Origin of the sequence: Pseudomonas sp. B10, from assembly GCF_900156235.1 — a bacterium.
GTDB lineage: Bacteria > Pseudomonadota > Gammaproteobacteria > Pseudomonadales > Pseudomonadaceae > Aquipseudomonas > Aquipseudomonas siliginis.
The window spans coordinates 4,330,001-4,345,242 of record NZ_LT707063.1 but is presented as its reverse complement, the minus strand read 5'-3'; the positions used below and the strand labels follow the sequence as shown (position 1 = coordinate 4,345,242).

Genomic DNA, 15,242 nt, shown 5'->3' with positions numbered 1-15,242 from the left:
GCCAAGGCGAAAGGTTCGCCTTGAGATGAGGCGTGTGTCACGAATTGGTTGTCGGACTGTTTTTGGAGTATAGATGTGCAAACTTCTAATAAGAACGCACATATAAGCCCGACCATCATGCAAAAAAACATCACCTCGCTAGGCTCGCTGAACTGGGACGACCTGAAGTTTTTCCTCGAAGTCGCCCGCACCCGCAAGGCCAGCACCGCCGCCAAACGCCTGGCTGTCGACTACACCACGGTGTCGCGACGGATCAGCTCGCTGGAAGCGGCGCTCGGTACATTACTGTTCGAGAAATCCCGCACCAGCGGTTTCGTCCTGACCACTGAAGGCCAGCGCTTGCTCGGTTATGCCGAGTCGATCGAAAGCACGTTGCACATGGCCTGCGAACAGGTTTCCGGCTCTGGCGTGGCCCTGTCCGGCCATGTGCGCATGGGCTGCACCGAAGGCTTCGGCAGTTTTTTCATCACCCCGCAACTGAGCCATTTCGTCGACGCCTACCCGGCAATCTCGGTGGACATCCTGCCGCTGCCGCACTTCATCAGCCTGTCCAAGCGCGAGGCCGACATCGTCATCGCCCTCGAGCGGCCGGAGCACGGGCCGTACGTCTGCTGCAAACTCTGCGACTACCGTTTGCAGCTGTACGCAACCCAGGACTATCTGGACAAACACCCACCGATCCGCCGCCCGGCCGATTTGAGCAAGCATCAATTCATCAGTTATGTGGATGATCTGGCGTTCAGCTCAGAGCTGCTTTACCTGGCCAATGTGCTGCCCGGCGCCAGCGCACATTTGCGCAGCACCAGCGTGATCGCGCAATACGTTGCCGCGCAGCAGGGCCGCTCGCTGGCGATCCTGCCGTGCTTCCTCGCCGCGCAGGATCCGCGATTGCTGCCGGTGCTGCCGGAGGAAATCGACATCACCCGGCAGTTCTGGATGTACTGCCGGGAGGATCTGCGCAAGCTCAAGCGGATCACCCTGTTGTGGGATTACATTCGTGAGGTGACTGAGCGTAATCAGGCGTTGTTGATGGGGGAAACGCGGGAGATGCGCTTTGCCGATTAGTCGGCGCTGACCACGATCGACACCCGGCGATTTTCCGTGCGCCCCGCTGCGGTGTCGTTGGAAGCCACCGGTTCGCTGCTGCCCAGGCCTTGCAGCTGAATGTTCTCCGGCTTCATGCCGACCGTGCCGAGGACGTTGGCAACGCTCTTGGCCCGACGCAGCGACAGTTGCTGATTGTAGGTTTCCTTGCCCGACGCATCGGTGTGGCCATCGACGCGCACCCGCTCGATTCCCACGCCGAGCAGCGCCTTGCCGATGCGTTCGACGATTTCCGTGCTGGCTGCGTTCAGGCTTTCAACATCGCTACCAAACAGCACTTTGCCCGACAGGCCGAATTCCCAACCGTCGTCGGTCAATTCGAAACCCTGCTGTTTGAGCACGGCGACCTGCGCCGGTGTCAGGCCTTTCTGCGGGGCGGTCTGGCAACCGATCAGGGTCAGCGCGGTGATCAGCAGCAATGCGGAAAAAAGTCGAACGGGAAGAGTGAACACGGGCATCAGCTCCTGGTGTGAACGGAATCGACCGGGCGCTCCGACCCGGCGGTGAATTGCGCGCCGCGCGACAGGCGCTTGGCCTGATACATCGCCGCGTCGGCTGCATTGAGCAAGGCACCCGGCGTGGCGCCATGATCGGGGTAAACGGCGATGCCGATACTGAGCGAGGTCACCACACTGCTGTCGCCAGGCAGGGTGATCGGCATGTCCATGCTGGCGAGAATCTTGTCAGCGATGTGCTCAGCGTCTTCGACCGTGTGCAGCGGCGCGAGCAGCACGGCGAACTCGTCGCCGCCCAGCCGCGCGACCAGATCATCCTCGCGCAATTGCGCTCGCACGCGATTGGCGATGGCCACCAGTACTGCGTCGCCCGAGGCGTGGCCGAAGTTATCGTTGATGCCTTTGAAGCGGTCGCTGTCGAGAAACAGCACGGCGACCCGCTCATCGTGTTTTTTGCCGTTGCGCAAGGCGCGGATCAAGCGGCCTTCGAAAAACGCGCGGTTGGGCAAACCGGTGAGGCTGTCGTGGGTCGCTTGGTGAGCGAGAGTTTCGTTTTCGTTTTGCAGATGGGTTTGCCACGACTCGAGTTCGCCGAGCAAGGCATTGAAGTCGTTGCCCAGATTATCCAGTTCAGCGATTTGCGCCGGCGGCACGCGCCGATCCAGCGCTCGCTCACTGCGCGCGGCGTGGGCGACGGCGGCGAGGCTGTGCAACGGGCCGATGATCGCGCGCAACTGCCGCCGCGCCAGATAGAGCGCGACCCAGGCGCTGATCGCGGTGCAGAGCACAATCCCGGCCAGGCCGCTGAGCAGGAAGCGCATCAGACTGCCGCCGTGACCGATGAGCAGGACCCGACCGATTTCGCGGTCCTGATGCTCGATCGGCAGGCTGACCGGTTTTTCCAGAAGAGCGCGGGTGATCTGCATTTCCAGCTCGGAGAACAAGCCGGTCTCGACGCGCTGCCATTGCGCGATCAATTGGCCTTGCGCGTCGAGCACTCGGGCATCCGCAACTTCCTCGGTGGCGGCGATGATCGCCAGCGCCTCGGTTGCCGCCGCTTTGTCATTGAACACGACGGCTGCCTCGACCGTGTAGCTGATCGAACGGGCGATCAAGTGCAGGTTGTGATCGGCATACACCCGCAGCGCGAGCACGCCCAGCAAGGTCAGCGAAACACTGGCCATCGCCACCGCCACCAGCGCGACAATCAAATGCCCACGGCCAATGACCGAACCAAGGGTGGGGCGAGCCTTCCAACTGAATAGCTTCATGGCGCCGCCGCTTTGCGACGGGACAACTGCAACACGCTGGGGTGAATGCGCACACCACTGCGAGCCACGGAGTCGAGATTGACCTCGAACGACACTTGTTCATCGCCAACGCGCAGGCAGAACAGACTGCCGACGGTGCATTGATCGTCTGCTTCGCTGATGCTCAGCACCGGATGCCCGATCAACGATGCGAACAGGCGACTGCGTTCATCGGCGGTGAGCTTGCCGATGTACACCGCGTCGCATTCGCTGACGATGGCCGGGTTGTCCGCCAGCAGACGCCGCACGGCCACTGGCCGACCCGTGGCTTGGGTGGTGCCTTTGACCAGGTCATCGGTGTATTCGGTGGGGCCGACGATGCACAGACGCAACTGCGCCGGTTCCACCGGCCAGCGTGCATAGCTGAGGATGCCAAGAACCACTTGCGTGACCGCTTTGGCCCGTTGCTCGGCCGGCCCGGTTTGCGCTTGGGCGATGCCGCTGCCCGTGAACAACCAGAGCAAAACGATCAGCAATGCGTGCTGGCAGGCCACCACACGCTGTGTCGCCCAGACGGCCACCTTCATGGAGGGATTCTCTTGGAGCGTAACGAAATGATGCCGCAACGATAGCACAGCGCCAGAACACCAGCGAGGCGCCTGCCTCTGACCGGTTGGTCAGTACTCGTTGTCGGTCATTCAGCGCTTCATCCCGGAGGCTCGGTGCCCTCTTCCAGTTCCAGCATCAGCCCGCTCAGACGCTTGACCTTGCGCAGCACCGCCTCTTCAAACACGCCGGCACGCGGCTCGATCAAGGTGAACCAGTGCCGGGCGCGAGTAATCCCGGTGTAGATCAACTCTTTGGTCAGTACCGGATTCAGCGCATCCGGCAGGATCAGCGCCGTGTGGGCGAACTCCGAACCCTGGGACTTGTGCACCGTCATGGCGTACACGGTTTCGACATCATTGAGTCGACTCGGCAACACGAAGCGCACGCCGCCCTGACCATCGTTACGCGGAAAGGCCACGCGCAGAACCGTTTTGCCGATTTCTGCGCCTTCACGCTCGGGCAGTTTCAGGGCGATACCGATGTCGCCGTTCATCAGGCCCAGACCATAGTCGTTGCGTGTCATCAGCACCGGCCGACCTTCATACCACTGCTGGTCGCTCTCGATCAGACGCGCCTTGAGCAATGCAGCGGTAATGCGCTGATTCAGACCTTCAACGCCCCATGGCCCTTTGCGCACCGCGCACAGCAACTGGAATGTGTCGAACGCCTGCAAGACTTCCCGCGCCCAATCGGTCCAGTCCGCATGCTCAAGGGGCCGCGTTGACGGTGGACGCTGATCGCGCAATACGCTCAGGTAATGGCGGTAACCTTGCGGGCCGTTGCCGTGACCTTCAAGCAGCAGGCGTTCGAGCTTGTGATCGTGCTCGCCTTTGAGCGGCAGCGAATACACGTCGTCGTAGCCGCCAGCGGCGAGCAACTGTCGCGCCTCATCGGCCAATTGCTGATTGACCCGGCGCGCGAGCTGACCGATACCGCTGCCCTCGCCGAAGCGGCGCGAGTGACGCAGCATCACCACTTGCTGCGCCAGCGGGTGGGTGCCGTCGCGATCTTCATGCAAACCGCTGCCCTGCAACGACTCGCCACTGACTGACTCCAGCCATTGTCGCGTTTGCGGGCTGTACCAACCGCCCTCGGCGTCACGGCACAGATCGCCCAGTACCGCGCCAGCCTCGACCGAGGCCAGTTGATCCTTGTCGCCCAGCAGTACCAGCCGCGCATGGGCCGGCATGGCGTCGAGCAAGTTCGCCATCATTTCCAGGTCGATCATCGACGCTTCGTCGACCACCAGCACATCCAGCGGCAGGCGGTTGCCGGCATGGTGACGGAAATGCCGGGTGCCCGGTCGACTGCCGAGCAGACGGTGCACGGTGGTCACATCGCTGGGGATCGCCGCGCGCACCGCTTCGGCGACTTGCAGTGATTGCACTTGCTGACTGATCGACTCGGTCAAACGCGCAGCGGCCTTGCCGGTCGGTGCCGCCAGACGAATGCGCAGCGGATGGCCAGCCTCGACGGCTGGTGCCTGCAGCAACGCGAGCAAGCGCACCACCGTAGTGGTTTTCCCGGTGCCCGGGCCGCCAGTGATGATGCTGAAGGCGCTGCGCGTAGCGATGGCGCAGGCGAGTTTTTGCCAATCGATGACTGCTGCGGATTCCGCGCCGCCGAACAATTCGTTCAGACGCTGCGGCAGATCATCCGGCGTCGGCTCCTGCTGCATCAAGCGTTGGCGCAACGCTGCATCGATGCGGCGTTCGTAGGTCCAGTAGCGGCGCAGGTACAGGCGTTTCGAGGACAGCACCAGCGGACGTGTCTGCGCTGTTTCACTCGGGTCAGCGGCCAGGGCCACCAATGGACTACTTGCCAGCACTTTGCACCAATGGGCTCCATCGAGCGTTTCGAGCAATTGCGAGGGCAGCAACAACACACCGCCCTGTACATCGCCTTCGGGCGGCAATGACAGTGCAAAATCCGGCGCCTTGAGGGTTTCAAACAGGTCCAGACACACATGACCATGGCCGAGTTGGTGACTGGTCAACGCCGCCGCCAGCAGCACCAACGGGTCGGTCTCGGGCTCGAGTTCATGCAGGAACGCGACAAAGGCGCGGTCCAGCGCGCGCAGCCAGCCGCGCTCGACCCAACGGCTCAGCAACAACAGCAAATCATCGGCGCGGGTCAGCGGCGAGAGTTTCGACAGGCTGTCCGCTTCCAGCGGCGTCGGCAGCAGATCGGCGAATGTGCGGCTCATAGCAGGACTCCCTGTTCCCAGGCGGGTTCGGACTTGGGTTCGGGTTTGCCCTGGAACATCCGGTCGAGGCGTTCGATCAATTCCCGTGGCGGACGCACGAAGTACACGCCGCGACTATCCGCACGCGTACCGCGTAGAAACAGATACAGCGCCCCGCCGATGTGACGGTCGTAATCGTAATCCGCCAGCCGCGCCTTCAACTGGCGATGCAGTGCCAGCAGATACAGCACGTATTGCAGGTCGTAACGATTGTCGAGGATCGACTGCTCCATCGCCTGGACGGTGTAGGCCTGATCATCCACGCCGAGCCAATTGGATTTGTAATCGGCGACGTAATAGCGGCCAGCGTGCTCGAAGGTCAGGTCGATAAAGCCCTTGAACATGCCGTTGAGTTGAACCGGTTCTGCCGCAACACGAGCCACGCCATTGTGGGTGTGCTGGCGCACCTGCTCGTCGAGCTTGAGCACGTCGACTTTGTGACTGGCGAACCAGAACTCCATCTCGACGCGATATTGCTTCAGCTGCTCAAGAACCACCGGCGGTTGCCCGCCCGCGACCGGCAACGGCGACTCGAGCAAATGTTGCAGCCAGTCCGTCAGGGTAGTAATCCAGCCTTGCCAGCCGCGCAGGTTGCAGCGTCGGGCAATTGCATCTTCCAGCGCTTCGCGAGTAACGGCGAAACCTTCAGCGCCCGCCCATTCGAGCAAGCCATGCAAAAACGTGCCCGGGTTAGGGCCACGCGGGAAGCGGTGGATATCGGCGCCACCACTGCTGATTTCATGTGGCGCGTCGGGATCGAGGCGCTCGTCGTCGAAGAGCTTTTGCGCCTGCGGACTGTCCGGTGCTTCATCGCTGCCGACGCTCAATATGTCGCTGATGCGCAAGGCGCTGTACGACGCGATCCACCAGTTTTCACTGGCTTTGCGCTTGGGCCGTAGCGTCCCTCGCAGCACTGCTTCATTGCGCGGCGGCTGGTAATGCTCATCAGTGGGCTGAGGCATTTCGCCGATGCCGATGGCCGGGCAGTCTTGCTGCAGATCCCGCAGCCAGCGATTCAGTTCGCTGGACTCGCCCAAAGCGGCACCGCCACCGAGCAAATAACCCAACGCCGACAGGTGCAGCACCGAGCTGTTGTTATTGCCGCGCTTGAGATCAGTGACGCCCAGCCAACAGGCATGCTGCGCGCGCGTTAACGCGACATACAAAAGACGCAGATCTTCGGCCAGACGCTCATCGTCAGCCAGGGCGATCAACTCGGGGGTCGGCTTGAGGCTGATCTGCGCCTTGCCCGCATCGTCGTGGTAATGCAGCGGCAAACGGCTGCCATCCACCGGTTTCGCCGAGCAAATGAATGGCAGGAACACCAGCGGATATTCCAGGCCCTTGGATTTGTGGATGGTCACCACTTTGACCAGTTGCTCGTCGCTTTCCAGACGCAGAATCTGCTCTTCACCGGCCTGACCGGACAGTGCCAGCAGCTCGGCCAGATGGCGGATCAGCGCTTGCTCGCCGTCCAGTTCAGCAGCGGCTTGCTGCATCAGCTCCGACAGGTGCAAAAGGTTGGTCAGCACGCGCTCGCCGTCACTGCGCTGCATCAGGGTTTGCGGCAGGTGGAAGTCGTGAAGCAGGCGTCGCAACATTGGCAACACGCCCTGTTTGCGCCAGAGCTCTCGATAGCCGCGGAACTGCATGACCCGGGCTTCCCAGACCATTTCATCCTGGTTCAGGCGCTCCAGTTCGATCAGCGGCAGGTTCAATGTGGTGCAAGCCAGCGCAGCCTTGAGCGAGCGTTCGACATCGGGTTCGGCGCAAGCTTTCAGCCAGGCCAGCAGATCGTGCGCCTCTTGGGCGGCAAACACGGAATCCTTGTCTGACAGATAAACACTGCGCACCCCTCTGGCGGCGAGTTCGGCGCGTACGGCCTGGGCCTCTTTACCGTCGCGGACGAGGATCGCGATGTCAGAAGGACGCAGACCTCTGAAGTCATCTGCCTGAACAAAACCAGCGCTACCGTTTTGCCCGCCATTGAGCAGTGCGGTGATTTGACTGGCGCAGGCGGCGGCCATTTGCTGGCGATAGACCGCGCCGGACAGCGGCTGATCGCTGGGCAGTAGCCAGACATTCAGTGCCGCGACGTCTTGCCCGGCAATCCGCAGCGTTTCCTTGCGTCCCTGAGACTCGACCGGGAGGAACGGTACCGGGTTCTCGCCATTTCTTTCGCGAAACAAAAACGCGCCGCGTCCCTGCTCTCGGGACTCGGCGCGTTCGAATACGTGATTGACCGCTGTCACCATGCCGTGGCTGGAGCGGAAGTTGGTGCCTAGTGTATGCAAACGGCCGGTAGTGGCCTGACGTGCGCGCAGATAGGTGTAGATGTCGGCACCACGAAAGGCATAGATCGCCTGCTTGGGGTCGCCGATCAGGAACAGGCCGGTGTCAGGGTGATTGTCTTCGATGCGGTAAATGCTCTCGACGATGCGGTACTGAACCGGGTCGGTGTCCTGGAATTCGTCGATCAGCGCGACCGGGAACTGCTCGCGGATCAGCGTTGCCAGACGCTCGCCGCCCTCCGATTGCAGCGCGGCATCCAGACGCAGCAACATGTCGTCGAACCCCATTTCCGCGCGGCGACGCTTCTCTTCTTCAAAACGCGCGCCGACCCACTTGGCAGCGTGTTGCAGAACAGCAGCATCGGGCGTCGGCAAGGCATCCAGGCTCGACTTGAGTCCGGACATGGCGTCCAGCCCGGGATGACTGGGAGCCTGGCCTTTCCAGGCCTCGGCCATGCCTTCGGGTGTCAATCGGGTGAAGCCGGTGCCAATGTCCAGTTGCTCAAGCGACTCGTCTTCGGCCCAGGTCTTGAGTTTCTCGAACCAGGGCTCGAAATAACGCGCCTGCATCTTGCGGCCATCGACGGTTTTGCTGGCGACTCCTTCATGGCAGAGAGCAAGCAGCTCGTCTGCCCAGTCATGCCAAGGCATTTTCAGTTCGACCAACGCCGCTCGCCGCTCCAGCAAGCACTCCTCGATCAGCTCCGCAGGCGCCTTGCCTTCATCGGTGTCACGCTCGCTGGCAAACAAGCCACGTACCCGAGGCAACAACGCGGCAGGGCCACCCCAATTGCTGCGCACCCAGTTCAGCGCATCGCCCTGCATCGGGTAGCAGAACAGTCGCCAGTAATCGCGCAACACTTCGCCAAGCAGATCGCTGTGATCGGTTTCCAGGGATTGCGTGAAGAGGCTGCCGCTGTCGAACGCATGCTCGCGCAGCATGCGCTGACACCAACTGTGAATGGTCGAGACAGCGGCTTCGTCCATCCACTGCGCGGCGATATCGAGGCGGTTGGCGCAGCCCGGCCATTGCTGCGGATCGAACTGATCGCGCAGCTCGGCAATCAGTCCGTCAGGGGCAACAATTTCGTCGCGAAAGAACCGCGCGGCCTCAGCCAAGCGTGTCCGAATGCGTTCACGCAGCTCTTTGGTAGCAGCGTCGGTAAACGTCACTACGAGGATTTGCGGCGGCAGTAATTCGCGTGCAAAACCGCTTGTCTCGCCGCCATGGCCGAGAATCAACCGCAGATAAAGTGCCGAAATCGTGAAGGTTTTGCCGGTGCCTGCACTTGCTTCGATCAACTGACTGCCGCGTAGCGGGAAGGCCAGAGCCAACGGTGTTTTGGTAATCATGCGCGCGCACCTTCGCTGGACAAGGAACGCCACGGCGCTTCGAATAATGGGCGGTACAACGCGTCGCACCAGCCGGTGAAGGTTTCGTCTGCCAACAATGCATCGAAGTCGGGATATTGCCGGAGCAGTGCCGGGCTTTCACGCCGCTCGCCGTTGCTGGTCTGGCCATCACCGTCATAGGCTTTTCGCGCAGTTGCTTCGGCTTTGACCGGGTCAGTTTGAGACAACCAGGCGAACGCGGTTTTTATCGCAATCGGCAGGGGTTGGCGCATGCCTGATTGCCAGGCAAGAAGCAGGTCACCGAGCAAACGCAACGCTCGGTCTCGCTCCATTGGCTCAAGCAACAACGTGTCGTCACTGGCGACCAATGCCGTGGTCAGCGCATGCTCGCTGGCGCAGGCGACCAGATGGGTAACCCACGATTTGGTCAGCCGATGCCACTTGCGAGTTTTGATCGAGCCGATGCTATTGGGAATGGTCGTGACCGACAGCAGGCCGCCATCGGCGCGTTGATGCAGGTTTGCGAGCCAGCCCTCCAGCCGCAAACCCTGCAAGTCGAGACTGACCGGGATTGCACTACTCAATGGCGTCGGCCATAACGTCAGCAACTGTTGATAACGCTGCAGAAGATCCGGCAGCGGTTCGATCAACTCTCGCTGCAGACATTCGCCGAAGCCAGCCATCGGCAACAAACCACTGTTTTGCAGGCGCAGCGCCCGGGCGTGCAGTGCCTGATCGACATCGTCCGGCTGACTGAGTGCGGCCTCCAGCAAACTGTCGCTCAGCGTGTAGCGCTGTAGAGCGTCCAGCACGAAAGGTTCTTCATCTGCCAACGGCGCTTGCGCCGCCTCGAAATAGACCTTGAGACGCTGGGTGAAAAAATGCCGAACCGGATTACGCAGAAAATCCTGCAGCAATGCCAGCGTCAACGGTTCCTCTTGAACATATGGCGCGAGTAACGGCGCTTCGCTTTGCTGCGCTTTTTCTTGATGTAACACCTGCCACTCGCTGGCGTAGCTGAACAGTTGCTCGCCTTCGTGGAAATAGCGGGCACTGAAAGGTTGCAGGGGGTGTTCTTCGGTCAGCGCTTCCAATAGATCTTGGGTAGGGTCGATTGAACGCCAGCCGCTGGCGAGGTGATCGCGCAACTGGCCGATGAGCACCGAGGCGGGTCGTTCGCTGTTGTCGCGAATGCTGCGACCGACCCAACTGATATAGAGCTGAGTGCGTGCGGATAACAGCGCTTCGAGTAACAGGTAACGGTCGTCTTCACGTCGTGAGCGGTCGCCTGGGCGGTAATCACTGCCCATCAGATCGAAGTCCAGCGGCGGCTGCGCGCGCGGATAATCGCCGTCGTTCATGCCCAGCAGACAAACCAGTTTGAAAGGAATGGCACGCATCGGCATCAAGGTGCAGAAATTCACCGCACCGGCGAGGAATCGTTGCGACAATCGGCCCTGATCGAGCCCGGCGAGCCAGGCTTCGCGCACGACAGTCAGCGGCAGTTCGTCAGTCAGGCCGACCGCCTCGCAGGTTTCCAGCCAGGTCTCGCGAAGCTCTTCGAGCTGGGTCAGCAGGTAGTCGTCGTGCTCGTTGCTCGCCTGAAAGAACACCTGCATCAGCGCCTGCAAGCGCAGCCCCCACTCTTTCGGTTGAGCCGGTTGCGTGAGTTGCTGATGAGCGATTTCCAAGGCATCCAGCAGCGCAACCAATGGCCCGATCAGGGCAGCATCAAGTCCACCAATTTCGTCGTAAGGCTCAATACCTGCACATGCATCGGCACTACCGACGGCGTAGCCCAGCAGCATTCGGCGTAGACCGAAATGCCAGCTGTTCTGCTCCAGTTCCTCAGGCAATCCGAGACCGGCCCGTTGTTCGGCACTCATGCCCCAACGCACGCCGGCGCCCTCGATCCAGCGGTGCAGAGTTGGCAGGTCACGTTCCTCTACGCCAAAGCGAGTACGCAGAGCTGGAACATCGAGCAGGTCGAGGAGCTCGCTGACCGGGAAACGGCTGTCCGGCAGCTTGAGCAGGTGCTCGACGGCGATCAGTAATGGATCACGTCCTCGCTGGCCCTGGTCCGCCAAAGTGAACGGAATGAAGCGCGGGTCAAATCGATCGAGCTGACCGAAAACCGCGCGGATATGCGGGGCGTAGCTGTCGATATCAGGAACCATCACGATCACGTCCCGTGGGCGTAGAGCCGGGTCGGCGCTGAAACGCGCCAGGAGTTGATCGTGCAGGATTTCGACTTCGCGCTGGGCACTGTGGGCGATGTGAAAACGGATCGATTGGTCCTGCGTCAGGTCGACAGCGGGCCAGAGCTCACGAGTCTCGTTGAGGGGGCGCAATTCGAGGATGTCGTCCTGAAGCTGGTTAAGCATGTTGTGCGGCTGGGCTTCGCTGAACAGGTCGATGCGGCCGTCACGAAAGGCTGCGCGGTAGCTGTTGGGATCGTCGTAGCTGTCGAGCAGGTTGATATAGTCGCGACCTTGCTTGCCCCAAGCGGCCAGCAACGGATGCGCGTGCTGATGCAGGGTTTCGGCATCAAGTACAACGGGCATCCCGCTTTTGCGTTGTTGGCGCTTGTATTGATGTCGCAGCAGATCCTTGTCGGCAACGATATCGGCCCAGTGATGGCGACAGGGGTTGTGTACGCAAAGCAGAACCTGACTGAAGCGCGCCAGACCGGCGAGCGCTTCAAGAACTTGTGCGGGCAATGAAGAAATGCCAAAGACGATAACGCGCGGCGGCAGTGAAGCCGGAGCCTCATCAAGGGTGTTGATGCGTTCCATGAAACGTTGATGGACGCCGGCACGGCTCTGCGCCATGCCTTGTTCGCCGACATCATCCAGCAGCGCTCGCCACAACTCGGCCTGCCAGCAACTGGTCGGTGGCAGCGGTTTTATTTCACCTCTGACATTGCGCAGTTGATGATGCCCTTCAGCCCAGTCCTCGAGCCAGTCGGCCCGATAAACTTGATATTGGTCGAACAGGTCAGCGAGGCGCTCTGACAATTGGTAGCGCTTACGCAGATCGCTGTCGTGGGTAAGGAAGCGTTGCAGCGGCTCGAAATGGGGGCGATCGATTACCTGTGGCAAGAGGCGCATCAGGCGCCAGGTCAGCGGAGCCTTATCGAGCAGGGATTTAGGCGGAATCTCTTCTCGTCCCAATACCAGGCGATACAGCTGCCACATGAAACTGCCGGGTAGTTGAACGTCAATCGCCGCAGCGATCCCGCAACCGCCAAGGTCATCGTCTTCAGGATCTTCGGCCAATGCCAGTTTGAGCCATTGGGCGATGCCGTTGCTTTGCACCAAAGCGATTTCGTTTTCCAGGGGTGCCAGTGGGTAGCGCCGCATGATGCTGACCACAAGACTGCGCAGCTCATCGAGACTGTTGCTCTGAACCACCATGAATGCAGCGTTGAGGGACTGGGCGTCCGACATATGGATTCCTTGGAAAATCGCTAAAGCCGAGGCAGAACCTTAGCATTGTCGGCCGGCTGTGACAGCCGGACGAGGTCTGCGAAGGCTGTAAGAACTTTCTCGCAGGCAAAACAAAACCCCAACTGCTTTCGCAATTGGGGTTTCGGAATTTAATCTTGACGATGACCTACTCTCACATGGGGAAACCCCACACTACCATCGGCGATGCATCGTTTCACTGCTGAGTTCGGGATGGGATCAGGTGGTTCCAACGCTCTATGGTCGTCAAGAAATTCGGGTACTGACTCGTGACCAGATGGTCTCGCTTCAGCAAATTGGGTATGTGACAGCTAGGTGTTTGTGAACTTCGAACTTTCGGTTCGTTTCGTCTTCACACACCGCAATCTGGTGCCTTTTCAGGTCAGCAAATTGCTTGGGTGTTATATGGTCAAGCCTCACGGGCAATTAGTATTGGTTAGCTCAACGCCTCACAGCGCTTACACACCCAACCTATCAACGTCGTAGTCTTCGACGGCCCTTCAGGGAACTCAAGGTTCCAGTGAGATCTCATCTTGAGGCAAGTTTCCCGCTTAGATGCTTTCAGCGGTTATCTTTCCCGAACATAGCTACCCGGCAATGCCACTGGCGTGACAACCGGAACACCAGAGGTTCGTCCACTCCGGTCCTCTCGTACTAGGAGCAGCCCCTCTCAAATCTCAAACGTCCACGGCAGATAGGGACCGAACTGTCTCACGACGTTCTAAACCCAGCTCGCGTACCACTTTAAATGGCGAACAGCCATACCCTTGGGACCGGCTTCAGCCCCAGGATGTGATGAGCCGACATCGAGGTGCCAAACACCGCCGTCGATATGAACTCTTGGGCGGTATCAGCCTGTTATCCCCGGAGTACCTTTTATCCGTTGAGCGATGGCCCTTCCATACAGAACCACCGGATCACTAAGACCTACTTTCGTACCTGCTCGACGTGTCTGTCTCGCAGTCAAGCGCGCTTTTGCCTTTATACTCTACGACCGATTTCCGACCGGTCTGAGCGCACCTTCGTACTCCTCCGTTACTCTTTAGGAGGAGACCGCCCCAGTCAAACTACCCACCATACACTGTCCTCGATCCGGATAACGGACCTGAGTTAGAACCTCAAAGTTGCCAGGGTGGTATTTCAAGGATGGCTCCACGCGAACTGGCGTCCACGCTTCAAAGCCTCCCACCTATCCTACACAAGCAAATTCAAAGTCCAGTGCAAAGCTATAGTAAAGGTTCACGGGGTCTTTCCGTCTAGCCGCGGATACACTGCATCTTCACAGCGATTTCAATTTCACTGAGTCTCGGGTGGAGACAGCGCCGCCATCGTTACGCCATTCGTGCAGGTCGGAACTTACCCGACAAGGAATTTCGCTACCTTAGGACCGTTATAGTTACGGCCGCCGTTTACCGGGGCTTCGATCAAGAGCTTCGCGTTAGCTAACCCCATCAATTAACCTTCCGGCACCGGGCAGGCGTCACACCCTATACGTCCACTTTCGTGTTTGCAGAGTGCTGTGTTTTTAATAAACAGTCGCAGCGGCCTGGTATCTTCGACCGGCATGAGCTTACGGAGCAAGTCCTTCACCCTCACCGGCGCACCTTCTCCCGAAGTTACGGTGCCATTTTGCCTAGTTCCTTCACCCGAGTTCTCTCAAGCGCCTTGGTATTCTCTACCCAACCACCTGTGTCGGTTTGGGGTACGGTTCCTGGTTACCTGAAGCTTAGAAGCTTTTCTTGGAAGCATGGCATCAACCACTTCGTGTTCTAAAAGAACACTCGTCATCAGCTCTCGGCCTTAAGATCCCGGATTTACCTAAGATCTCAGCCTACCACCTTAAACTTGGACAACCAACGCCAAGCTGGCCTAGCCTTCTCCGTCCCTCCATCGCAATAACCAGAAGTACAGGAATATTAACCTGTTTTCCATCGACTACGCTTTTCAGCCTCGCCTTAGGGACCGACTAACCCTGCGTCGATTAACGTTGCGCAGGAAACCTTGGTCTTTCGGCGTGGGTGTTTTTCACACCCATTGTCGTTACTCATGTCAGCATTCGCACTTCTGATACCTCCAGCAAGCTTCTCAACTCACCTTCACAGGCTTACAGAACGCTCCTCTACCGCATCATCCGAAGATGATACCCGTAGCTTCGGTGTATGGTTTGAGCCCCGTTACATCTTCCGCGCAGGCCGACTCGACTAGTGAGCTATTACGCTTTCTTTAAAGGGTGGCTGCTTCTAAGCCAACCTCCTAGCTGTCTAAGCCTTCCCACATCGTTTCCCACTTAACCATAACTTTGGGACCTTAGCTGACGGTCTGGGTTGTTTCCCTTTTCACGACGGACGTTAGCACCCGCCGTGTGTCTCCCATGCTCGGCACTTGTAGGTATTCGGAGTTTGCATCGGTTTGGTAAGTCGGGATGACCCCCTAGCCGAAACAGTGCTCTACCCCCTACAGTGATACAT

At 59.6% G+C, this 15,242-nt stretch carries 7 protein-coding genes and 2 rRNA genes (1 of these 9 cut by a window edge); 1 reads left to right on the top strand and 8 read right to left on the bottom strand.

Annotated elements, in window-relative coordinates; translation table 11 throughout:
* Window positions 1-117: 117 nt before the first annotated feature.
* The gene (locus BXA01_RS19555; RefSeq protein ID WP_076565624.1) at window positions 118-1,065 is read left to right on the top strand and encodes a LysR family transcriptional regulator; all 948 of its coding nucleotides are present in this window, start codon (window positions 118-120) and stop codon (window positions 1,063-1,065) included.
* On the opposite strand, the gene BXA01_RS19550 is transcribed toward BXA01_RS19555, so the two are convergent.
* The 8 genes from BXA01_RS19550 to BXA01_RS19515 form a co-directional block, all read right to left on the bottom strand.
* Complete coding sequence (locus tag BXA01_RS19550; RefSeq protein WP_172834013.1) at window positions 1,062-1,562, bottom strand: OmpA family protein; 501 nt, start codon at window positions 1,560-1,562, stop codon at window positions 1,062-1,064. The two genes, BXA01_RS19555 and BXA01_RS19550, sit on opposite strands and share 4 nt — an antisense overlap.
* On the bottom strand, window positions 1,562-2,830 hold the full coding sequence (locus BXA01_RS19545) for a diguanylate cyclase domain-containing protein (protein WP_076565622.1): 1,269 nt from the start codon (window positions 2,828-2,830) through the stop codon (window positions 1,562-1,564). Before BXA01_RS19545 ends, BXA01_RS19550 begins: the two co-directional genes overlap by 1 nt.
* Window positions 2,827-3,396, bottom strand: a complete 570-nt coding sequence (locus BXA01_RS19540; protein ID WP_076565620.1) for a YfiR family protein — start codon at window positions 3,394-3,396, stop codon at window positions 2,827-2,829. Before BXA01_RS19540 ends, BXA01_RS19545 begins: the two co-directional genes overlap by 4 nt.
* A gap of 119 nt (window positions 3,397-3,515) precedes the next feature.
* Window positions 3,516-5,624: an exodeoxyribonuclease V subunit alpha gene (recD, locus tag BXA01_RS19535; protein ID WP_076565618.1), complete on the bottom strand. Its 2,109-nt coding sequence runs from the start codon at window positions 5,622-5,624 to the stop codon at window positions 3,516-3,518.
* On the bottom strand, window positions 5,621-9,307 hold the full coding sequence (gene recB / locus BXA01_RS19530; RefSeq protein WP_076565616.1) for an exodeoxyribonuclease V subunit beta: 3,687 nt from the start codon (window positions 9,305-9,307) through the stop codon (window positions 5,621-5,623). Before recB ends, recD begins: the two co-directional genes overlap by 4 nt.
* On the bottom strand, window positions 9,304-12,756 hold the full coding sequence (gene recC, locus BXA01_RS19525; RefSeq protein WP_076565613.1) for an exodeoxyribonuclease V subunit gamma: 3,453 nt from the start codon (window positions 12,754-12,756) through the stop codon (window positions 9,304-9,306). Before recC ends, recB begins: the two co-directional genes overlap by 4 nt.
* Before the next feature lie 153 nt (window positions 12,757-12,909).
* Window positions 12,910-13,025 (bottom strand): 5S ribosomal RNA (rrf, locus tag BXA01_RS19520).
* A gap of 154 nt (window positions 13,026-13,179) precedes the next feature.
* Window positions 13,180-15,242 (bottom strand): 23S ribosomal RNA (locus BXA01_RS19515); it runs 831 nt beyond the window's last position.

What these genes read in the sequence shown, in the direction of transcription:
- BXA01_RS19555 (WP_076565624.1), top strand. Translation starts at nt 118, where the DNA reads ATGCAAAAAAACATCACCTCGCTAGGCTCGCTGAACTGGGACGACCTG.
- BXA01_RS19550 (WP_172834013.1), bottom strand. Translation starts at nt 1,562, where the DNA reads ATGCCCGTGTTCACTCTTCCCGTTCGACTTTTTTCCGCATTGCTGCTG.
- BXA01_RS19545 (WP_076565622.1), bottom strand. Translation starts at nt 2,830, where the DNA reads ATGAAGCTATTCAGTTGGAAGGCTCGCCCCACCCTTGGTTCGGTCATT.
- BXA01_RS19540 (WP_076565620.1), bottom strand. Translation starts at nt 3,396, where the DNA reads ATGAAGGTGGCCGTCTGGGCGACACAGCGTGTGGTGGCCTGCCAGCAC.
- recD (WP_076565618.1), bottom strand. Translation starts at nt 5,624, where the DNA reads ATGAGCCGCACATTCGCCGATCTGCTGCCGACGCCGCTGGAAGCGGAC.
- recB (WP_076565616.1), bottom strand. Translation starts at nt 9,307, where the DNA reads ATGATTACCAAAACACCGTTGGCTCTGGCCTTCCCGCTACGCGGCAGT.
- recC (WP_076565613.1), bottom strand. Translation starts at nt 12,756, where the DNA reads ATGTCGGACGCCCAGTCCCTCAACGCTGCATTCATGGTGGTTCAGAGC.